18 protein-coding genes and 6 tRNA genes are annotated in these 18,771 nt (G+C 65.4%); 8 read left to right on the top strand and 16 right to left on the bottom strand.

What is annotated here, in order from left to right; translation table 11 throughout:
• Positions 1 to 13: 13 nt before the first annotated feature.
• From pncB to KW843_RS23160, 3 genes are all read right to left on the bottom strand, one after another.
• Complete coding sequence (gene pncB, locus KW843_RS23150; protein WP_218297501.1) at positions 14 to 1,234, bottom strand: nicotinate phosphoribosyltransferase; 1,221 nt, start codon at positions 1,232 to 1,234, stop codon at positions 14 to 16.
• A 192-nt stretch (positions 1,235 to 1,426) separates the two neighbouring features.
• Entirely contained in the window at positions 1,427 to 1,912 is a 486-nt protein-coding gene (locus tag KW843_RS23155; protein ID WP_218297502.1) for a thioesterase family protein, read from the bottom strand.
• Complete coding sequence (locus tag KW843_RS23160; RefSeq protein ID WP_218297503.1) at positions 1,909 to 2,853, bottom strand: histone deacetylase; 945 nt, start codon at positions 2,851 to 2,853, stop codon at positions 1,909 to 1,911. The genes KW843_RS23155 and KW843_RS23160 overlap by 4 nt, the downstream gene beginning before the upstream one ends.
• Before the next feature lie 199 nt (positions 2,854 to 3,052).
• Between KW843_RS23160 and KW843_RS23165 the strand changes: the two genes are divergently transcribed.
• The 3 genes from KW843_RS23165 to KW843_RS23175 all read left to right on the top strand — a co-directional run bounded on the left by KW843_RS23165 (position 3,053) and on the right by KW843_RS23175 (position 5,862).
• Complete coding sequence (locus KW843_RS23165) at positions 3,053 to 3,601, top strand: phasin family protein (protein ID WP_094290910.1); 549 nt, start codon at positions 3,053 to 3,055, stop codon at positions 3,599 to 3,601.
• 317 nt (positions 3,602 to 3,918) lie between these two features.
• Positions 3,919 to 4,971 carry an extracellular solute-binding protein gene (locus KW843_RS23170; RefSeq protein ID WP_218297504.1) on the top strand — a complete coding sequence of 351 codons (1,053 nt, stop codon included), beginning with the start codon at positions 3,919 to 3,921 and terminating at the stop codon, positions 4,969 to 4,971.
• A 132-nt stretch (positions 4,972 to 5,103) separates the two neighbouring features.
• Positions 5,104 to 5,862 (top strand): 3-hydroxyacyl-CoA dehydrogenase, encoded by a 759-nt coding sequence (locus tag KW843_RS23175; protein WP_218297505.1) that lies wholly within the window; start codon positions 5,104 to 5,106, stop codon positions 5,860 to 5,862.
• A 165-nt stretch (positions 5,863 to 6,027) separates the two neighbouring features.
• Here KW843_RS23175 and KW843_RS23180 read toward each other — a convergent pair whose 3' ends face one another.
• Positions 6,028 to 6,687 carry a GNAT family N-acetyltransferase gene (locus tag KW843_RS23180; protein ID WP_218297506.1) on the bottom strand — a complete coding sequence of 220 codons (660 nt, stop codon included), beginning with the start codon at positions 6,685 to 6,687 and terminating at the stop codon, positions 6,028 to 6,030.
• A gap of 75 nt (positions 6,688 to 6,762) precedes the next feature.
• Between KW843_RS23180 and KW843_RS23185 the strand changes: the two genes are divergently transcribed.
• Positions 6,763 to 7,641, top strand: a complete 879-nt coding sequence (locus KW843_RS23185) for a LysR family transcriptional regulator (RefSeq protein ID WP_218297507.1) — start codon at positions 6,763 to 6,765, stop codon at positions 7,639 to 7,641.
• Between the two features lie 205 nt (positions 7,642 to 7,846).
• On the opposite strand, the gene KW843_RS23190 is transcribed toward KW843_RS23185, so the two are convergent.
• The 11 genes from KW843_RS23190 to folC all read right to left on the bottom strand — a co-directional run bounded on the left by KW843_RS23190 (position 7,847) and on the right by folC (position 14,426).
• Positions 7,847 to 7,923, bottom strand: a tRNA-Asp gene (locus KW843_RS23190).
• A gap of 52 nt (positions 7,924 to 7,975) precedes the next feature.
• Positions 7,976 to 8,051: transfer RNA gene (locus tag KW843_RS23195), tRNA-Glu, on the bottom strand.
• 30 nt (positions 8,052 to 8,081) lie between these two features.
• Positions 8,082 to 8,157, bottom strand: a tRNA-Ala gene (locus tag KW843_RS23200).
• Positions 8,158 to 8,221: 64 nt separating this feature from the next.
• A tRNA-Asp gene (locus KW843_RS23205) sits at positions 8,222 to 8,298 on the bottom strand.
• Positions 8,299 to 8,350: 52 nt separating this feature from the next.
• A tRNA-Glu gene (locus KW843_RS23210) sits at positions 8,351 to 8,426 on the bottom strand.
• 30 nt (positions 8,427 to 8,456) lie between these two features.
• Positions 8,457 to 8,532: transfer RNA gene (locus KW843_RS23215), tRNA-Ala, on the bottom strand.
• Positions 8,533 to 8,597: 65 nt separating this feature from the next.
• The gene (gene gltX / locus KW843_RS23220) at positions 8,598 to 10,025 is read right to left on the bottom strand and encodes a glutamate--tRNA ligase (RefSeq protein ID WP_218297508.1); all 1,428 of its coding nucleotides are present in this window, start codon (positions 10,023 to 10,025) and stop codon (positions 8,598 to 8,600) included.
• Positions 10,026 to 10,153: 128 nt separating this feature from the next.
• The gene (purF, locus tag KW843_RS23225) at positions 10,154 to 11,659 is read right to left on the bottom strand and encodes an amidophosphoribosyltransferase (protein ID WP_218297509.1); all 1,506 of its coding nucleotides are present in this window, start codon (positions 11,657 to 11,659) and stop codon (positions 10,154 to 10,156) included.
• A 78-nt stretch (positions 11,660 to 11,737) separates the two neighbouring features.
• Positions 11,738 to 12,226, bottom strand: coding sequence for a CvpA family protein (locus KW843_RS23230; RefSeq protein WP_218297510.1), 489 nt, complete (start codon positions 12,224 to 12,226; stop codon positions 11,738 to 11,740).
• Positions 12,227 to 12,250: 24 nt separating this feature from the next.
• Positions 12,251 to 13,078 (bottom strand): SPOR domain-containing protein, encoded by an 828-nt coding sequence (locus tag KW843_RS23235; protein ID WP_218297511.1) that lies wholly within the window; start codon positions 13,076 to 13,078, stop codon positions 12,251 to 12,253.
• A gap of 22 nt (positions 13,079 to 13,100) precedes the next feature.
• A complete protein-coding gene (folC, locus tag KW843_RS23240) occupies positions 13,101 to 14,426 on the bottom strand; it encodes a bifunctional tetrahydrofolate synthase/dihydrofolate synthase (RefSeq protein ID WP_218297512.1) in 1,326 nt (441 codons plus the stop codon).
• Between the two features lie 48 nt (positions 14,427 to 14,474).
• Between folC and KW843_RS23245 the strand changes: the two genes are divergently transcribed.
• The 4 genes from KW843_RS23245 (at position 14,475) to argG (ending at position 17,495) form a co-directional block, all read left to right on the top strand.
• The gene (locus KW843_RS23245; protein WP_218297513.1) at positions 14,475 to 14,861 is read left to right on the top strand and encodes an arsenate reductase; all 387 of its coding nucleotides are present in this window, start codon (positions 14,475 to 14,477) and stop codon (positions 14,859 to 14,861) included.
• A gap of 134 nt (positions 14,862 to 14,995) precedes the next feature.
• Positions 14,996 to 15,649, top strand: a complete 654-nt coding sequence (locus tag KW843_RS23250; RefSeq protein ID WP_218297514.1) for a glycine zipper 2TM domain-containing protein — start codon at positions 14,996 to 14,998, stop codon at positions 15,647 to 15,649.
• A 151-nt stretch (positions 15,650 to 15,800) separates the two neighbouring features.
• A complete protein-coding gene (locus KW843_RS23255) occupies positions 15,801 to 16,118 on the top strand; it encodes a pyrimidine/purine nucleoside phosphorylase (protein ID WP_218297515.1) in 318 nt (105 codons plus the stop codon).
• 39 nt (positions 16,119 to 16,157) lie between these two features.
• Positions 16,158 to 17,495 carry an argininosuccinate synthase gene (gene argG / locus KW843_RS23260; protein ID WP_218297516.1) on the top strand — a complete coding sequence of 446 codons (1,338 nt, stop codon included), beginning with the start codon at positions 16,158 to 16,160 and terminating at the stop codon, positions 17,493 to 17,495.
• A 196-nt stretch (positions 17,496 to 17,691) separates the two neighbouring features.
• Here the strand turns inward: argG and murB are convergent, their stop codons facing one another.
• Positions 17,692 to 18,765 carry a UDP-N-acetylmuramate dehydrogenase gene (gene murB, locus KW843_RS23265; protein WP_218297517.1) on the bottom strand — a complete coding sequence of 358 codons (1,074 nt, stop codon included), beginning with the start codon at positions 18,763 to 18,765 and terminating at the stop codon, positions 17,692 to 17,694.
• Positions 18,766 to 18,771: the final 6 nt, after the last annotated feature.

The raw sequence follows: 18,771 nt of genomic DNA on the forward strand, positions 1-18,771 counted from the left end.
GTGGCGCGGGCCATCATGCCACCGCGGGGATATCGAACACCTGGCGCAGGTAGGCCAGGTATTTCTCGTCGTCGCACATGCCCTTGCCCGGCGTGTCGGACAGCTTGGCCACCGGCTGGTCGTTGCAGCGCGTCATCTTGATCACCACCTGCAAAGGCTCGTGTGCGGGCGGGCTGCCCAGGTCGTTGGTCAGGTTGGTGCCGATGCCGAACGCCAGCTGGCAGCGCCCCCGGAACTGCTGGTACAGCTCGATGGTGCGCGGAATGGTGAGCGCATCGCTGAAGATCAGCGTCTTGGTCAGGGGGTCCACCCGGTTCTTGCGGTAGTGGTCCAGGAGGCGCTCGCCCCAGGCGAACGGGTCGCCGCTGTCATGCCGCGCGCCGTCAAAGAGCTTGCAGAAGTACAGGTCGAAATCACGCAGGAAGGCACTCATGCCGTACACGTCGGACAGCGCGATGCCCAGGTCGCCGCGGTATTCCTTGGCCCACATCTCGAAGCCGAACACCTGGCTGTCGCGCAGGCGCGGCCCCAGGGCCTGGCAGGCCTGCAGGTATTCGTGCGCCATGGTTCCCAGCGGCGTCACGCCCAGCTTCATGGCATACAGCACGTTGCTCGTGCCCGCGAACTGGCCGGGGCCCGCGGGTGCGCCGGGGCGGCGGTCGCCCGTGCCCAGGCGGGCCACCAGCACCCGCAGCACCTCTTCGTGCCAGGCGCGGGAAAACCGCCGGCGCGTGCCGTAGTCGGCGATCTTGAGGTCCGACAGGCCCTCGCCCTGCAGCAGCGCGATCTTGGCATCCAGGCGCTTGCGGCCTTCCAGGAAGTCGGGCACCTTTTGCGTGTTGCGAAAGTAGACCTCGTTGACGATGGCCAGCACCGGGATCTCGAAGAGGATGGTGTGCAGCCAGGGCCCGCGGATGGAAATGTCAATCTCGCCGTTGTGCTGTGGCGTGACGGTGATGTACTTCTCGTTGAGCTTGAAGAGGCCCAGGAAGTCCACGAAGTCGCTCTTGATGAAGCGCATGGAACGCAGGTAGGCCAGTTCGGCATCCTGGAACTGCAGGCAACACAGCGAGCGGATCTCGTCGCGGATCTCATTGACGAACGGCGCCAGCTGCACGCCGGGGTTGCGGCACTTGAAGCGGTATTCGACCTGAGCCCCCGGAAACTGGTGCAGCACCACCTGCATCATGGTGAACTTGTACAGGTCGGTGTCGAGCAGGCTGGTGATGATCATGGACAGGGCAGGCCTCAGACCGCGGGCTGGTCAGCAAAGCATCAAAGTGTAGGCCATCGGGGCATCCCGCACCGTGCAGGGACTCTGCCCCCGCGCCACGGGCATGCGACGCCATGCGCTGGGGAAAAAGGCCCTTCGCGCCCTTGGGAGAAGCGCGAGAAGCTAACGGATCAATAGCAGGCCCGCCGGTGCTCAGCCGGCCACCACCAGCTCTTGCAGGACCTTGCGCAGGGCCTCTGGCACCGGCACGGGCCGGCGGGTCTCGCGGTCCACATACACATGGATGAAATGGCCGGCCGCAGCGGTCAACGGCTCGCCCTGCGCAAACAGGCCCACCTCATACCGCACGCTGGAGCCGCCCAGCCGTGCCACGCGAATGCCGGCCTCGATCGTCTGCGGGAAGGCCAGTGGCGCGAAGTAGTTGCACTGGGTTTCAATGACCAGGCCTATGGTCTCGCCCGCATGGATATCGAGCACGCCTTGGTCGATCAGGTGGGCATTCACCGCCGTGTCGAACCAGCTGTAGTACACGACGTTGTTCACATGGCCGTACACGTCGTTGTCCGCCCAGCGCGTGGTGATGGGGCGAAAGGCCCGGTAGGCGCTGCGCGGCTGCGGGGACGGGCGGGCGGCCGGCGCGGGCGCAGCGGCAGGGGTGGTGCTGGCGGCAGAAGTCATGGCCGCACATTCTGCCAGCGCTGGTGGTACTGCCAGGCCACGCGCCAGGTGTTCAGCTGCGCCAGCACCGTGTCTTCCAGATTGCGGCCATAGCCCCCCGCCATCGCGAAAGCCAGGGGAATGCGGCGCTGCCACGCCCAGTCGAACACGCGCCGGTCGCGCGCCTCCAGGCCATCGTGCGTCACGGCCAGCCGCCCCAGGCGGTCTCCTTCATGCGGATCGGCACCGGCCAGATAGAAAACGAGCTGGGGCGCGAACCGCTGCTCCAGGGTCTCGAGCGCCTGCTCCAGGGCTTGCAGGTAGTCGGGGTCGGCGCAGCCGTCGGGCAGCTCGACATCCAGGTCGCCGGGCTCCTTGCGGAACGGAAAATTGCGCGCCCCGTGCAGTGACAGCGTGAACACGCTGTGGTCGCCCCGGAAGATGTGCGCCGTGCCGTTGCCCTGGTGCACGTCGAGGTCGATCACCGCCACCCGCAGCGGGCGGGCCACACGCCCCGCACCCTCCGTGCGCGCCCATTCCACCTGCATGAGCCGCGCGGCCACCGCCACGTCATTGAACACGCAAAAGCCGCTGCCCTTGTCCGCATATGCATGGTGCGTGCCCCCTGCGAGGTTGCCCGCAATGCCCTCGCGCAGCGCCACGCGGGCGGCGGCCACCGTCGCGCCCACGGACCGCCGTGCGCGCTCGGCCATGGCCTCGCTCCAGGGGAAGCCGATCTCGCGCTGGGCGGGAGGTGCCAGCGTGCCGTCGGCAATCGCATCGACGTACTCCGGCGTGTGGGCCAGCGCGAGCTCGCTGTCCGACGCGGGCATGGCCACCTGCAGCGACACGCCGGGCAGGTGCTGCGTGATGCGGTCGCGCAGCAGCCGGTACTTGGCCATCGGGAACCGGTGGCCCTCGGGAAGCGGCAGCACGAAATGGTCTGCGTAATAGGCATGCATGACGCGATTGTGGCAAGCGGCGGATTTCTGGGGCGCCGTCCCTAATTTGCTGCAGCGCAACAAAAACCCCTTGCAATACCACGCCAAGTGCCTAAAATTCATCCCATGCTGCACTGCAACATGACTCACCAGGTCAGGGCCAGCGCAGATGTCCGCGAACCACCTTGGCCCCCGGGCCCCATTTTTTAGGAGATATGACATGACGCTGACCGCTGAACAAATCCTGGCCTCGCACAAAGCCAACATCGAAACCCTGTTCGGTCTGACCACCAAGGCCTTCGAAGGCGTGGAAAAGCTGGTCGAACTGAACGTGACCGCTTCGCGCGCTGCCCTGTCGGAAGCCGCCAACCACACCCAGGCCGTCCTGGGCGTGAAGGACGCGCAAGAGCTGCTGGCCCTGCAAGCCGGCCTGTTCCAGCCACTGGCTGAGAAGACCGCCGCCTACAGCCGCCACCTGTACGACATCGCTTCGGGCACCGGCGCTGAATTCGGCAAGGCTTTCGAGAGCCAGGCCACCGACGCGCAAAAGGCATTCACCAACCTGGTGGACAGCGCCGCCAAGAACGCTCCCGCCGGTTCCGAAACCGCCGTGGCCGTGATGAAGAGCGCCGTCTCTGCCGCCAACAACGCTTTTGAATCGGTGCAGAAGGCCGTCAAGCAAGCGTCCGACGTGGCCGAAGCCAACTTCAACGCCGTGGCCAGCACCGCTGCCAACGCCGCCAAGACCGCTGCACCCCGCAAGCGCTAATGAGCCATCTGCGGTCTGGAGTGCAACCTCTAGGCCGCGTTCAGGGAATACCCTGATAATTCAACCACGCGCTGCGGAAGCCCTCCACGGCGCACCAGTTGTCTCCTTGGATCCTCTCGAAACCCCCGTTTCAGGGATCCTTTTAAAGCCCGGTTCATGACCGGGCTTTTTTTTGCCTGTGTCCTGGCGACACCCTTCCGGCGCTTGCGCTGCGTCAGGAATCCCCTCTGAATTCCTTGGCGCGCCCCAGACATTTATTAAGAATAATTCGCGTTTGTTTTATCATCGCCAGAGTTACAACCTTGAAAGACGCATCCATGTCGAAGACTGTGAAAGCCTTGTTGAGCGCGTGCACGCTGGCCGTTGCCGCCGGCGCCGTTTCCGCCCAGGACCAGGTGGTGAATCTCTACTCGGCCCGCCACTACTCCACCGACGAAGCGCTGTACAGCGGATTCACCAAGGCCACGGGCATCAAGATCAACCGCGTGGATGCGGACGACGCCGGCATCCTGGCACGCCTGAAGGCCGAAGGCACGGCATCGCCGGCGGACGTGATCCTGCTGGTGGATGCCGCCCGCCTCTACAAGGGAGAAGTCGACGGCCTGTTCCAGCCCATCCAGTCCAAGGTGCTCAGCGACGCCATTCCCGCCAATCTGCGCAGCGCGCCAGCGGCAGACGGGGGCATTTCCTGGTTCGGACTGTCCACGCGCGCACGCGTGATCGTCTACAGCAAGATCAAGGTGCAGAAGTCGGACGTCGACACCTATGAGGAGCTCGGCGACCCCAAGAACAAGGGCAAGCTGTGCATCCGCTCCGGCTCGCATCCCTACAACCTGAGCCTCTTCGGCGCCGTGACCGAACATCTGGGCGAACAGAAGGCGGAGGCCTGGCTCAAGGGCATGGTGGCCAACTTGGCGCGCCCTCCCAAGGGCGGGGACACCGACCAGATCAAGGCCGTGGCCGCGGGCGAATGCGATATCGCCGTCACCAACAGCTACTACCTCGCGCGCATGATGCGCTCGACCAAGCCCGAGGACGTGGCCGTGGTCAACAAGGTCGGCGTGGTGTTCCCCAACCAGGATTCCTGGGGCACGCACCTGAACATTGCTGGCGGCGCGGTGGCCAAGCACTCCAAGAACCAGGCCAACGCCATCAAGTTCCTCGAGTACCTTGTCAGCCCTGAAGCGCAGAACTACTTTGCCAACGGCAACAACGAATGGCCCGCCGCCAAGGGCGTCAGCATCGACAACCCCGCGCTCAAGGCCATGACCGGCGGTGCGCCCTTCAAGAGCGAGACCATTCCGATCAGCGCGGTGGGCGCCAACACGACCAAGGTGCAGCAGATGCTGGACCGCGTGGGCTTCCAGTAACCCGCCCGTGCGGCCCCGCGGCGCGGGGTTTGCGCCAGGCCCGGCCTCGCCGGGCTTTTTTTCGCCTGTCGGAAACCAGGCGGATGCGCCATAATTGACGTTTACGTTAACGTCACTCACTGGAGACAGAACATGGACATCAAAGGCAAGGTTTTCATCGTGACCGGCGGCGCGTCCGGCCTGGGCGAAGGCACGGCGCGCATGCTGGCCGCCCAGGGCGGCAAGGTGGTCATTGCCGACATGCAGGCGGAAAAAGGCGAGGCCGTGGCCAAGGACATTGGCGGTGCCTTCGTGAAGTGCGATGTGAGCAGCGAGGCCGACGGCCAGGCCGTGGTGGCGAAGGCCGTTTCGATGGGCAAGCTGATGGGCCTGGTGAACTGCGCGGGCATCGCACCCGCGGAAAAGACGGTCGGCAAGAACGGTGCGCACGCGCTGGCCGTCTTCAGCAAGACCGTCACCGTGAACCTGATCGGCAGCTTCAACATGATCCGCCTGGCCGCCGAGGCGATGTGCAAGAACGACCCCGAGCCCACGGGCGAGCGCGGCGCGCTGATCTCCACCGCCAGCGTGGCCGCCTACGACGGCCAGATCGGCCAGGCGGCCTATTCGGCCTCCAAGGGCGGCGTGGTTGGCATGACCCTGCCCATCGCGCGCGACCTGGCCCGCAACGGCATCCGCAACATGACGATTGCGCCCGGCATCTTCGGCACGCCCATGCTCTTTGGCATGCCCCAGGAGGTGCAGGATGCGCTCGCGGCCGGAGTGCCCTTCCCCAGCCGCCTGGGAACGCCGCAGGACTATGCCAAGCTCGTGCAGCACATTTTCGAAAACGACATGCTCAACGGCGAAGTGATCCGCCTGGACGGCGCGATCCGGCTCGCACCCCGCTGATGCTATTCAATTTATAGCATCCAGCGCTTATTGTGAAAGCGCTGGGGCCATTTTTCCCATAACTCCTGAGCCCTGGGCTTGTCCGGGGCTGTTTCATGGAAGAACCAGGGCGGAGGCCGGGCGCTTCCCCCAGGCGCCATGGGGCGCGGCGGTGCGTCCGCCAGCCTAGGCCGCGTGCCGCTGCGGCGCCGGGCGCGGCGGCTGCGCGGCGGGCAGCACCGAATCCCCTGCACCCAGCGGCCGCTGCATCAAAACGGTGTCCAGCCAGCGGCCTTTCTTGAAGCCCACGGAGCGCAGTGCGCCAATGCGCTCGAACCCCATGCGGGCATGCAATGCCATCGAGCCGGCGTTGTCATCGCCCTGCCCCACCACCGCGAGCATCTGGCGCCACGGCCCCGCCTCGCAATGCCGGATGAGTTCGCCCAGCAGCGCAGCCCCGAGGCCTCTCCCTGAAAGATCGGGCGCCACGTACACCGAGTCCTCCACCGTGTGGCGGTAGGCCACCCGGGCCCGGTGCGGCACGGCGTAGGCAAACCCGGCCACCATGCCGTCCAGTTCCGCCACCAGATAGGGCAGGCCGGCAGCCACCACGGCAGCGCGCCGTGCGCGCAGTTCATCAACCGTCGGAGGTATTTCCTCGAAAGAAGCCAGCCCGTGCAGCACGTGGTGGGCGTACAGCGCCTGGATGGCGGGCAGGTCGTTCTCGCTGGCGCCGCGCACCACGGGTGCGGAGCGCCCGGCGGCGGCTGCTGCGCGAGTCCGGTTCGGTGGCGCTGGCGGGGTGGATTTCAAGATGGGCAGGGGAATGGTCGTCGAGGTGTGCATGACCGACAGTGTGGCAAGCTTCCATGCATAAAAGAAGCTTTCTCAAGTTATGCAAAGTATGAGAAATTCTTTGCCATGGAACGCATCAATCTCGACCAGCTTCACGGCTTTGCCACCGCCCTTGAACTCGGCAGCTTCTCTGCCGCGGCGCAGCGCCTGGACCTCACCCAACCGGCCGTGAGCCTGCAGGTGCGCCAGCTCGAAAAGCGCCTGGGCACGCCTTTGATCGAGCGCGTCGGCCGGGTGCTGCGCCCCACGGCGGCGGGTGCCGAGTTGCTGGCCCATGTGGGCCGCATCGATGCGGTGGTGGCCGAGGCCCTGGAGGCCGTCTCCCGCCATGCCGACAGTGCCACCGGTCGCGTACGCCTGGGCACCGGCGCGACGGCCTGCATCTACCTGCTGCCACCGGTGCTGCGGTCGCTGCGGCAGTGCTTTCCCGGCCTCGACATCACCGTGCGCACCGGCAACACGGCCGACATTGTCCAGGCGGTGGAGGACAACACGCTGGACCTGGGACTGGTCACGCTGCCCGCCAGCGGGCGCATGCTGGAGGTGTCACCCCTGCTGGACGACTCGTTCGTCGCGATCGCCCCGCGAGGCACCGCGCTGCCGGCGCGGATTGGCGCCAAGGAACTGGCGCGGCATCCCGTGCTGCTGTACGAGCCCGGCGGCCACACCCGCCGGATCGCCGATGCCTGGTTCGCCCGGGCGGGGGTGGCACTGCAGCCGGCCATGTCGCTGGGCAGCGTGGAGGCGATCAAGGAGCTGGTCGCGGCCGGCCTGGGCTGCGCCGTGCTGCCGGGCATGGCCGTACGGGACGGGCACCAGGGCAGCCTCGAAGTACGGCCGCTGTCGCCACCCCTGCGCCGCACATTGGCCGTCGTCATGCGCCGGGACAAGCGCCTGCACCGGGGCCTGCGCGAAACCGTGGCGGCCCTGCAGTCACTGGGATGAGGGAAAAGCAGGAGCCCGCCGCCATGCCGTCAATGCAGAAGTCGGCGGCGGTGATTTCCTGCCGCCGGAGCACAAGACCGATATCCGCCATGAAACCCACAAAGCAAATGGAAATGGGCAAAGAAAAACGGACTGCAGCAATCAATACTGCAGTCCGTTTATTTGGACCACGGCACAACCAGCGACGGGCTGTGCCATGTGAATCTGGCGGAGTGGACGGGACTCGAACCCGCGACCCCCGGCGTGACAGGCCGGTATTCTAACCAACTGAACTACCACTCCTGGCAGGCAGCTTTCGCTTGCATTTCATCAACACAAGCCAAGCGCTACAACTTGGCGACCCTACGGGGATTCGAACCCCGGTACTCACCGTGAAAGGGTGATGTCCTAGGCCTCTAGACGATAGGGTCAAAACCTTGGAACTAACCGACAACAAACCTTGGTGGAGGTAAACGGGATCGAACCGATGACCTCTTGCATGCCATGCAAGCGCTCTCCCAGCTGAGCTATACCCCCACGATTCTCTGGATGACACCAAAGAAAAACCCTTGCATATCAAAGACCTGCAAGGGTTTTTGACTGGCGGAGTGGACGGGACTCGAACCCGCGACCCCCGGCGTGACAGGCCGGTATTCTAACCAACTGAACTACCACTCCTGGCAGGCAGCTTTTCGCTTGCATCTCTCAATACAAGCCAAGCGCTACAACTTGGCGACCCTACGGGGATTCGAACCCCGGTACTCACCGTGAAAGGGTGATGTCCTAGGCCTCTAGACGATAGGGTCAAAACCTTGGAACTAACCGACAACAAACTTTGGTGGAGGTAAACGGGATCGAACCGATGACCTCTTGCATGCCATGCAAGCGCTCTCCCAGCTGAGCTATACCCCCACTGAATGACTCGAAACACACTGTGTTTGTTGTCATCATCTGAGCCTTGAATTATAGACAGATTTTTAGCGGTTTCGCAAACGCGCTACAACTTTTTCACGTCCGACCAATTCCAGCACGGCATCGACCGACGGGGTGTGGGCCGTGCCCACGGTCAGAACCCGCGCAGGCATGGCCAGTTGCGGCATTTTCAGTCCCTGGCTGGCAAGCACCTGCTTGAATGCAGCGCTGATGGAAGCCTTGTCCCATTCGCAGGCGGCCAGCGCATCGGCCAGCGCATCGAGCGCCGGGGCAATGGCTTCGGTGACGTGCTGTGCGCGCTCGGCATCCACCGGGGTCACGTCACCGTAAAACACCTGGGCCCAGTTGGCGAGCGCCACCGTCGTGTCGCACCGGTCCTTGAACAGCGCGCAGATCCGCGCGAGCCGGCCGTCGGCCAGTGCCTGGGCCGCAATACCGCGCTGCTGCAACTGCGGCGCCACCAGCGCGGCCAGCGCATCGTCGGCCATGGCCTTCAGGTGCTGGGCGTTCACCCAGCGCAGCTTGGCCTCGTCGAACTGGGCTGCGCTGCGGCCCAGGTGGTCCAGGTTGAACCATTCCAGGAACTGCGCGCGGCTGAATATCTCGTCGTCGCCGTGGCTCCAGCCCAGGCGCGCCAGGTAGTTGACCATGGCGTCGGGCAGGTAGCCCTCATCGCGGTACTGCGTGACGGGCTTGGCGCCATTGCGCTTGCTCATCTTCTCGCCCTGCTCGTTCAGCACGGTGGGCAGGTGGGCATACACCGGCGGTTCCTTGCCCAGGGCGCGGAAGATGTTGATCTGGCGCGGCGTGTTGTTCACATGGTCGTCGCCACGGATCACGTGGGTGATCTCCATGTCGATATCGTCCACCACGACGCAGAAGTTATAGGTAGGCGTGCCGTCGGGGCGCGCAATCACCAGGTCGTCGAGCTCGTCGTTGCTGATCTCGATGCGGCCCTTGACCTTGTCGTCCCATGCCACCACGCCGCCTTGCGGGTTCTTGAAGCGCAGCACGGGCTGGACGCCTTGCGGCACGGGCGGCAGGGTCTTGCCGGCCTCGGGGCGCCAGGTGCCGTCATACCGGGGTTTTTCCTTGGCGGCCATCTGCTTCTCGCGCAAGGCATCCAGCTCGGCCACGCTCATGTAGCAGGAGTACACATGGCCCGCCGCCTGCAGGTCGGCCAGCACCGCCTTGTAGCGGTCCATGCGCTGCATCTGATAGAACGGCCCCTCGTCGTGGTCCAGGCCCAGCCAGCGCATGCCCTCGATGATCACATCCACGGCGGCCTGGCTGGAACGCTCGAGGTCGGTGTCTTCAATGCGCAGGATGAAATCCCCGCCCGTCGCCCGCGCGAAGGCCCAGGGATAAAGGGCCGAACGGATGTTGCCCAGGTGGATGAAGCCCGTCGGTGACGGGGCGAAGCGGGTGCGCACGCGGGCCGTGCTGGAAGCAATGGTGGATGTTTCAGTCATGTCAATAAGTTCTGGCCCCTCTCGGGGCCAGTATCAAGATTCAGTCCGTCCGAAGGCAGGGGCGCCAGGCCGCGCCCCTGCCTCGGTACCCGGCAATTCAGGGCAGGGCACGAGGCGCCCTCCCCCCGTCACGCCTCCTGCGCGTTCGGAAGCGCCAGGCGGGAAGTATCCTCCTCGCCCTCTTCCGTGCCCACGCGCCCCTCGTTCAGGCGGGCGATGTCGGCGGCGGTGATATCCCCCGTGACGTACACGCCGTCAAAGCACGATGCATCAAACCCCACGATGGACGCATTGAGCGAGCCCACGGCCTTCTTCATGCCATCCACATCCTGGTAGATCAGCGCATCGCAGCCGATGGCCTGGCGGATCTCTTCGACCGTGCGGCCGTGTGCCACGAGCTCGCTGCTGGTGGGCATGTCGATGCCGTACACGTTCGGGTAGCGCACCGGCGGGGCGGCGCTGGCCAGGTACACCTTGCGGGCGCCAGCGTCGCGCGCCATCTGCACGATTTCGCGGCTGGTGGTGCCGCGCACGATGGAATCATCCACCAGCAGCACATTGCGGCCCTTGAACTCGCTGGCGATCACATTGAGCTTCTGGCGCACGGACTTCTTGCGCACGCCCTGCCCCGGCATGATGAAGGTGCGGCCGACGTAGCGGTTCTTGACGAAACCTTCACGGTACGGAATACCCAAAAGGTGCGCCAGCTGTGTGGCGCTCGGACGGCTCGACTCGGGGATCGGGATGATCACGTCGATCTCATTGGGCGGCACGGTGGACACCACGCGCTTGGCCAGCGCTTCGCCGAGGTTCAGGCGGGCCTGGTAGACCGAAATCCCGTCGAGCACCGAGTCGGGACGCGCGAGGTACACGAACTCGAAGATGCACGGATTGAGCTGCGGGTTTTCCGCGCACTGGCTGGCATGCACCTTGCCATCGAGCGTGATGAAGATCGCCTCGCCAGGATCGATGTTGCGCTCGAACACATGCGAGGTGCCCTCCAGCGCCACCGACTCGCTGCCCACCATCACGGTGCCATCCTGGCTGCGCCCCATGGCCAGCGGGCGGATGCCATGCGGGTCACGAAAGGCCAGCAGGCCATGGCCGGCGATCAGCGCGATCACGGCGTAGGAGCCCTTGATGCGCTTGTGCACGGCTCGCACCGCCGTGAAGACGTCCTCGGGCTGCAGCGGCACGCCGCGGGTCGACCGCTCCAGCTCATGCGCGAACACGTTCAGCAGGACCTCGGAGTCGCTTTCGGTGTTCGTGTGCCGGTGGTCGGTCAGGAACAGTTCCGTGCGCAGCTCGCGGGCATTGGTCAGGTTGCCGTTGTGCACCAGCACGATGCCAAAGGGGGCGTTGACGTAGAACGGCTGGGCTTCTTCCTCGCTGTAGGCGTTGCCTGCGGTCGGATAGCGCACCTGGCCCAGGCCCACATTGCCCGGCAGCGCCCGCATGTTGCGGGTGCGAAACACATCGCGCACCATGCCCTTGGCCTTGTGCATGAAGAATTTGCGGCCCTGCTGGGTCACGATGCCCGCTGCGTCCTGGCCGCGGTGCTGCAGGAGCAGCAATGCGTCATAGATCAGCTGATTGACGGGCGCTGGACTGACGACGCCGACGATTCCACACATAGTTGTATTCCATCCGTTTGCGGGAACAGCCCCGCGGCAACCTCGCAGCAGCAGCTTCTGGCCACTGCCGCATCGATATCAAGAAGGCAGATGCCTTCCAAATTCTTCCGGCAACGCCGGTTTCAAGCCCTTGAGCACTTCGGCAAGCAACGGTGCCCCCTGCGACTCCTGCCACCACGGCGCTTCTCGCAGGGGCGTGAGTCCGGCCACCACGGCCACCGCCAGCAGCAGCATCGCCCCCCGCAGCACTCCGAAAACGGCCCCCAGCGTGCGATCCGCCGGACGCAGGCCGATGGAGTCCACCAGCTTCTTGATCAGCCAGGTCACGAACCCGCAGGCAAATACCGACGCGACAAACACCACCACGAAACCCGCCGCATAGCGCAGGGAGCCCGCCGATTCGCCCATGGGCAGCACCGCCGCCATGTCCTCGGCAAACCACTGCGCCACGAAGAACGACACCACCCACCCCAGCAGGGACAGCACCTCGAACACCAGACCGCGCCAGGCGCCAATCAGCATCGATACCAGCAGCACCACCACGAAAATCCAGTCCAGGGCAGCCACGGATACGCTCAGCCTGGGCGCGCCTTACAGCGACAGCACGGACGCGGACAGGTCCAGCGCCTTGATCCGGGCTGCCGCCTTGTCGGCTTCGGCACGGTCGGCGAACGGCCCCACGCGAACCCGCGTGCGTTTTCCGTCCTTGGTATCCACCACCTGGGTATAGGTTTTCATGCCGGCGCGCTCCACCTTGGTGCGCGCTTCGCGGGCCTTGTCCGCGTCCGCGAAGGCACCGACCTGCACGATGAACCGGTTTTCATCGGCCTTGGCGGCAGCATCCGCGGATTCCGCCGGGCGGCCTTCCAGCAAGGCACGGGCGCGCGCAGCGTCGTCCGGACGCGGTACTGCGGGCTTGTGTTCAGGCACGGGTTTGGGCTCAGGCCTGGGTTCGGGCTTTGCTTCCGGCTTGGCAGGCGTGACCGCCGCGGCCGGCCTGGATGCCGCGGGGCGCGACCCCTGCACCAGTTCCTCGCCCTCCGTCAGGCCATTGCCGGCCACGTTGCCACGTGCGGGGGGGGCCGGACGCTGGGCAGGCGCCTCCGCAGCCGTGGGTGTCGCAGGCCTGGGCGCTGGCGCTTCGGCCACGGGCCCGGGCACCACCAGGGGAGCGACCTTGTTGCGGTCCGGAATTTCGATGGGAATGTCCACCGGAATCGGGCGGGGCTGCGTGTCGAACAGCATCGGAAATCCGATCACCCCGATCAGCACCAGGACGGCCGCGCCGATCAGCCGGTGGCGGGCACGCCGGCGCATCACTTCGATGCTCTCGGCCTGCGGGGTGCGCGGACGCTTGGACGGCTTTTCGGCCTGAGGTTGCTCACTGTGACCGGGCCACCGAAACTTGAAAAATGCCATGGAGTAACGACTCGTGCGGACCTTATGCGCCCAGATGTTTGGCGTGCAGGCGAGGTGTTCCATTGATCAGCACACCGCCCACCGTGTAAAACGAGCCAAAGACCACGATTCTATCAGCGGGGTCCGCCGCGGCGACTGCCGCCTGCAGGGCATCCATGGGGTCCGGGTGCAAGGTCGAGGTGACGTCGCGGCGCCCGCCCGCCACCATCTGCACGGCATTCCATTTCTGCTGCAGCACGGCGGCCGTCTCGGCCCGGGGCGTGGGCAGATTGGTGAAGTACCAGCGGTCGATCAGCGGCCCTACCTTGGCCAGCATGGGGGCCAGGTCCTTGTCGGCCATGGCCCCGAAGACCGCGTGGGTCGTGGGAAAGAAGCCCATGGCGTCCAGATTGGCCGTGAGCGCGGCCACGGAGTGCGGGTTGTGCGCCACGTCCAGCACCAGCGTGGGCTGGCCAGGCACGATCTGGAACCGTCCCGGCAACTCCACCATGGCCAGGCCATTGCGCACCGCCTGGGCCGTCACCGGCAGGCGTTCGCGCAGGGCTTCCAGCGCGGCCAGCACGCCCGATGCATTGATCAGCTGGTTCGCGCCACGCAGCGATGGATAGGCCAGCCCCGCGTAGCGGCGGCCCCGGCCGGCCCAGTTCCACTGCAGCTTGTCACCCGAGAAATTGAAATCCTTGCCGAACCGCCACAGATCAGCCCCGATTTCGAGGGCGTGGTCGGCGATGCTCTGCGGCGCCATCGGGTCGCTCACGATCACCGGGCGCCCCGTGCGCATGATGCCGGCCTTTTCCCGGCCGATGCTCTCGCGGTCCGGCCCCAGGAACTCGGTGTGGTCGATGTCGATGCTGGTGATGACGGCGCAGTCGGCATCAATGATGTTGGTGGCATCCAGCCGCCCCCCGAGGCCCACTTCGAGGATGGCCACATCCAGCCGGGAATGGCTCATCAGGCGCAGGATGGCCAGCGTGGTGAACTCGAAGTAAGTAAGGGAGACTTCATCGCCATTTTGGGTCCTGGCGCTTTCCACAGCTTCGAAATGTGCTATCAGGTCCGAAGCAGGAATGATCTCGCCATGCACACGGCACCGCTCCTCGAAATGCACGAGGTGGGGCGATGTGTACACCCCCGTGCGGTAGCCCGCCTGCAGGGCCACGGCTTCCAGCATGGCGCAGGTGGAGCCTTTTCCATTGGTGCCCGCCACGGTGACCACGGGGCAGTCGAACCGCAAGGCCATCCGGCGCGCCACTTCACGGACGCGGTCCAGGCCCATCTCGATATTGCGGGGGTGAAGCTGTTCGCAGTGGCGAAGCCAGCCTTCCAGGGTGTGGATTTTGGTATGCATACAGGGCGGGATTGTCGCCCAGGCCGCAATTGGCGGATGATGCGCGGCATGACAACCTCACACATCACCGTCTACGGCATTCCCAACTGCGACACCGTCAAGAAATCCCGCGCCTGGTTCACGGAACAGGGGCTGGACTACGCGTTCCATGATTTCAAGAAACAGGGCGTTCCCGCCGCCCGCCTCCCCGGCTGGATGTTGGCCGTCGGCTGGGAGAAGCTGGTCAATCGCCAGGGAACCACCTGGCGCAAGCTGGACTCGAACGTCCAGGCAGCCGTGCAAGGCGAAGACAGCGCCAGTGCCCTGATGCAGGCCCAGCCTAGCGTGATCAAGCGCCCGGTGGTCGAGTGGCAGCAGGGCGGCAAGACCCACATCTCGGTGGGTTTTGCCCCCGATCAGTGGCAAACCTGGATGGAACGGCCTGCGGCCGCGTGAATCAAGCGCACAGACCGGGGAAATTGCACAAATCTTTACGCAGATTTACGGCGACCAGGCCCTGGATTGACCTTGCCGGCCTAAACTTTTCCACAGTCTGGTGCGTTATGTACCGACCCGAAAGGAGTTTCTCCATGAAAAAGATCGTCATTTTTTCCGCCATGGCGGCCATCGCCACCATGGCCAGCGCGCAGGAGCAGGGCCGCGTGCTCTCCGCCACCCCCGTCGTGCAGCAGGTCGCCACGCCGCAGCAGGTGTGCGGCAATGAAACGGTGTACAGCGGCAACCGCACCAGCGGCGCTGGCGCCGTGATGGGCGCCATTGCCGGTGGCGCCGCCGGCAATGCCATAGGCAAAGGCAGCGGCCGTGCCGCCGCCACCGCCATCGGCGTGCTGGGCGGTGCCGTGCTGGGCAACCAGATCGAAGGCGGACAGCCCCAGTACCAGAACGTGCAGCGTTGCACCACCGAGACGTACTACGAAAATCGCACGGTCGGCTACGACGTGGTCTATGAGTACGCCGGGCGCCAGTACACCACCCGCACCCAGACGGATCCGGGCCGCTGGATTCCCTTGAGCGTGCAGCCCGCGGGCCAGACCTACTCCACGCAGCCCGACCCGTACGCTTCGCAAGGCGTGTACAGCCAGCCTGGCGTGGTGACCTCCACCTATCCCGCGCAACCGGTGTACCAGCAGCCCACCTATGTGACGCCGCCCGTCACCGTGATCGAATACGGCTACGACAGCCGCCCGTACTACCCGCACCACCGCAATCCCTACTGGCGCTGAGCCCCTGGCGCCAGCCATCGCAAAGAGCCCTTCGGGGCTCTTTTGCTTGGGCGATCTGCGGGCGGAGGGTTTTTAGTGGGGCCCCGCCGGCCAGGCCGCCGCCCCCCTGCCCTAAAATCGGGGGTTTCCTCCAACCTTATCCAGCGCACCCATGACCACCGAAAAAATCGACGGCGTGTCCGTCACCACCCAGGCCAATGTGTACTTTGACGGCAAGTGCGTGAGCCACGGCATCACCTTCCCCGATGGCACGAAGAAGTCGGTGGGCGTGGTGCTGCCCGCGACACTCACCTTCAACACCGGCGCGCCGGAAATCATGGAATGCGTGGCGGGCTCGTGCGAGTACAAGCTGGCGGGCACCGACAACTGGGTGAAGTCCTCCGCTGGCGAGAAGTTCAGCGTGCCAGGCAACTCCAAGTTCGACATCCGCGTGACCGAGGCCTACCACTACATCTGCCATTTCGGCTGAACCGGCATTTCCATCGACAAGAACAACGGACGACCGCACATGGCCACCATTCTCCAAAACCTGCCCCTGGGGCAAAAAGTCGGCATCGCCTTCTCGGGCGGCCTGGACACCAGCGCAGCCCTGCACTGGATGAAGCTCAAGGGCGCCGTGCCCTACGCCTACACCGCCAACCTGGGCCAGCCCGACGAACCCGACTACGACGCCATCCCCCGCAAGGCGATGGAGTACGGCGCCGAGAAGGCCCGCCTGGTCGACTGCCGCACGCAGCTGGCCCACGAAGGCATCGCCGCGCTGCAGGCCGGCGCCTTCCACATCTCCACCGGTGGCCTGACCTACTTCAACACCACGCCGCTGGGCCGTGCCGTGACTGGCACCATGCTCGTGGCGGCGATGAAGGAAGACGACGTCAACATCTGGGGCGACGGCTCGACCTTCAAGGGCAACGACATCGAGCGCTTCTACCGCTACGGCCTGCTCACCAACCCCTCGCTCAAGATCTACAAGCCCTGGCTGGACCAGCTGTTCATCGACGAGCTGGGCGGCCGCGCCGAGATGTCGGCGTTCATGACCCAGGCCGGATTCGGCTACAAGATGAGCGCCGAGAAGGCCTACAGCACCGACAGCAACATGCTGGGCGCCACGCACGAGGCCAAGGACCTGGAGTTCCTGTCCAGCGGCATCCGCATCGTGAACCCCATCATGGGTGTGGCGTTCTGGAAGGACGAAGTGACCGTCAAAGCCGAGGAAGTCTCGGTGCGCTTTGAAGAAGGCCAGCCCGTGGCCCTCAACGGCGTGGAGTTCAACGACCCGGTGGAACTGATCCTCGAAGCCAACCGCATCGGCGGGCGCCACGGCCTGGGCATGAGCGACCAGATCGAGAACCGCATCATCGAAGCCAAGAGCCGCGGCATCTACGAGGCCCCGGGCCTGGCGCTGCTGCACATCGCCTACGAGCGCCTGGTGACCGGCATCCACAACGAAGACACCATCGAGCAGTACCGCATGAACGGCCTGAAGCTGGGCCGCCTGCTGTACCAGGGCCGCTGGTTCGACCCGCAGGCCATCATGCTGCGCGAGACCGCCCAGCGCTGGGTGGCGCGCGCCGTGACCGGCACCGTGACGCTGGAGCTGCGCCGTGGCAACGACTATTCGCTGCTCAACACCGAATCGCCCAACCTGACCTACGCACCCGAGCGCCTGTCGATGGAAAAGGTGGAAGACGCGCCGTTCAGCCCGCTGGACCGCATCGGCCAGCTGACCATGCGCAACCTGGACATCTCGGACACCCGCGACAAGCTGGGCGTGTACTCGCGCGCCGGCCTGCTGTCGCTGGGTGGCAATGCGGCACTGGCGCAGCTGGAAAACGACCGCAAGTGATGCTGGCAAGGGCGCGGGCGGCCGGGAGCACGCCCGCCTCCGCGCCCTGCCAAACAGGCACAAAAACATGCCCTGCCGCTGGACAGGCAAGCGCGAGATGCTATAAAATAAATAGCAAAACCACCGATCAGGTGGCTTTTTTTATGCGGCTCCGGCTGCCGGTGTTCTGGCGGGCTCCGGGTGCCTGTGCAGAAGGCTATACCACCACGGGCTCGGGCTCCAGCCGGATGCCGAAGCGCTCATACACGCTGGTCTGGATGGCCTTGGCCAGGGTCATCACCTCGCCGCCGGTCACGCTGTCGGCACCCCGTCCCCGGTTGACCAGCACGAGGGCCTGCTTTTCATACACGCCGGCCTTGCCGATGGACTTGCCCTTCCAGCCGCAGGCATCGATCAGCCAGCCCGCGGCCAGCTTGATGCTGCCGTCGGGCATGGGGTAGTGCACGATGCGCGGCTCGCGCGCGATGATGTCGGCGCACTGGTCCGGCGACACCGTGGGGTTCTTGAAGAAACTGCCCGCATTGCCCACCACGGCCGGATCGGGCAGCTTGGCGCGGCGGATGTCGCAGACCCAGCCGAAGATCTGCCGCGCCGTGGGATGCTCCACGCCCTCTTCCATGCGGCGGCGCTCCAGGTCGAGGTAGCCCAGCACCGGTTTCCAGGGCTTGGGCAGGCGAAACCGCACATGGGTGATCACTGCCCGGCCCTCCAGGCCCATGCCGCGCGGCAACCCGCCCGCATACAGCGCCTCCGACGGCGCATGCTTGAACACCGAATCCCGGTAGCCAAAGCCGCACTGGGCGGCGTCCAGCGTGAACGACCGGCCCGTGGCCAGGTCCATCGCGTCCAGCGACTCGAAGCGGTCCTGCAGTTCCACGCCATACGCGCCGATGTTCTGCACGGGTGCAGCCCCCACGGTGCCCGGGATCAGCGCCAGATTCTCCAGGCCCGCATAGCCCTGCTCCAGCGTCCAGGCCACGCAGTCGTGCCAGACCTCGCCCGCGCCCGCCTCCACGATCCAGGCCTTGGGCGTGTTCTCCACCAGGCGCAGGCCCTTGATCTCCATCTTGAGCACGACGGGTTTCACATCGCCCGTCAGGATGATGTTGCTGCCGCCGCCCAGGACGAATTTGGGCGCCGCGGCCAGATCGGAATCGTTCAGCACGGCCAGCACATCGGCCGCCGAGCGCACGCGCACCAGGGTTTGGGCACGCGCAGCGATGCCAAAGGTGTTCCAGGGCTGCAAAGGGGCGTTTTTCTCGACTACCATTGGCCC

It is taken from the genome of Acidovorax sp. sif1233 (assembly GCF_019218755.1).
Lineage (GTDB): Bacteria > Pseudomonadota > Gammaproteobacteria > Burkholderiales > Burkholderiaceae_C > Acidovorax.

What these genes read in the sequence shown, in the direction of transcription:
- pncB (WP_218297501.1), bottom strand. Translation starts at nt 1,234, where the DNA reads ATGATCATCACCAGCCTGCTCGACACCGACCTGTACAAGTTCACCATG.
- KW843_RS23155 (WP_218297502.1), bottom strand. Translation starts at nt 1,912, where the DNA reads ATGACTTCTGCCGCCAGCACCACCCCTGCCGCTGCGCCCGCGCCGGCC.
- KW843_RS23160 (WP_218297503.1), bottom strand. Translation starts at nt 2,853, where the DNA reads ATGCATGCCTATTACGCAGACCATTTCGTGCTGCCGCTTCCCGAGGGC.
- KW843_RS23165 (WP_094290910.1), top strand. Translation starts at nt 3,053, where the DNA reads ATGACGCTGACCGCTGAACAAATCCTGGCCTCGCACAAAGCCAACATC.
- KW843_RS23170 (WP_218297504.1), top strand. Translation starts at nt 3,919, where the DNA reads ATGTCGAAGACTGTGAAAGCCTTGTTGAGCGCGTGCACGCTGGCCGTT.
- KW843_RS23175 (WP_218297505.1), top strand. Translation starts at nt 5,104, where the DNA reads ATGGACATCAAAGGCAAGGTTTTCATCGTGACCGGCGGCGCGTCCGGC.
- KW843_RS23180 (WP_218297506.1), bottom strand. Translation starts at nt 6,687, where the DNA reads ATGCACACCTCGACGACCATTCCCCTGCCCATCTTGAAATCCACCCCG.
- KW843_RS23185 (WP_218297507.1), top strand. Translation starts at nt 6,763, where the DNA reads ATGGAACGCATCAATCTCGACCAGCTTCACGGCTTTGCCACCGCCCTT.
- gltX (WP_218297508.1), bottom strand. Translation starts at nt 10,025, where the DNA reads ATGACTGAAACATCCACCATTGCTTCCAGCACGGCCCGCGTGCGCACC.
- purF (WP_218297509.1), bottom strand. Translation starts at nt 11,659, where the DNA reads ATGTGTGGAATCGTCGGCGTCGTCAGTCCAGCGCCCGTCAATCAGCTG.
- KW843_RS23235 (WP_218297511.1), bottom strand. Translation starts at nt 13,078, where the DNA reads ATGGCATTTTTCAAGTTTCGGTGGCCCGGTCACAGTGAGCAACCTCAG.
- folC (WP_218297512.1), bottom strand. Translation starts at nt 14,426, where the DNA reads ATGCATACCAAAATCCACACCCTGGAAGGCTGGCTTCGCCACTGCGAA.
- KW843_RS23245 (WP_218297513.1), top strand. Translation starts at nt 14,475, where the DNA reads ATGACAACCTCACACATCACCGTCTACGGCATTCCCAACTGCGACACC.
- KW843_RS23250 (WP_218297514.1), top strand. Translation starts at nt 14,996, where the DNA reads ATGAAAAAGATCGTCATTTTTTCCGCCATGGCGGCCATCGCCACCATG.
- KW843_RS23255 (WP_218297515.1), top strand. Translation starts at nt 15,801, where the DNA reads ATGACCACCGAAAAAATCGACGGCGTGTCCGTCACCACCCAGGCCAAT.
- argG (WP_218297516.1), top strand. Translation starts at nt 16,158, where the DNA reads ATGGCCACCATTCTCCAAAACCTGCCCCTGGGGCAAAAAGTCGGCATC.
- murB (WP_218297517.1), bottom strand. Translation starts at nt 18,765, where the DNA reads ATGGTAGTCGAGAAAAACGCCCCTTTGCAGCCCTGGAACACCTTTGGC.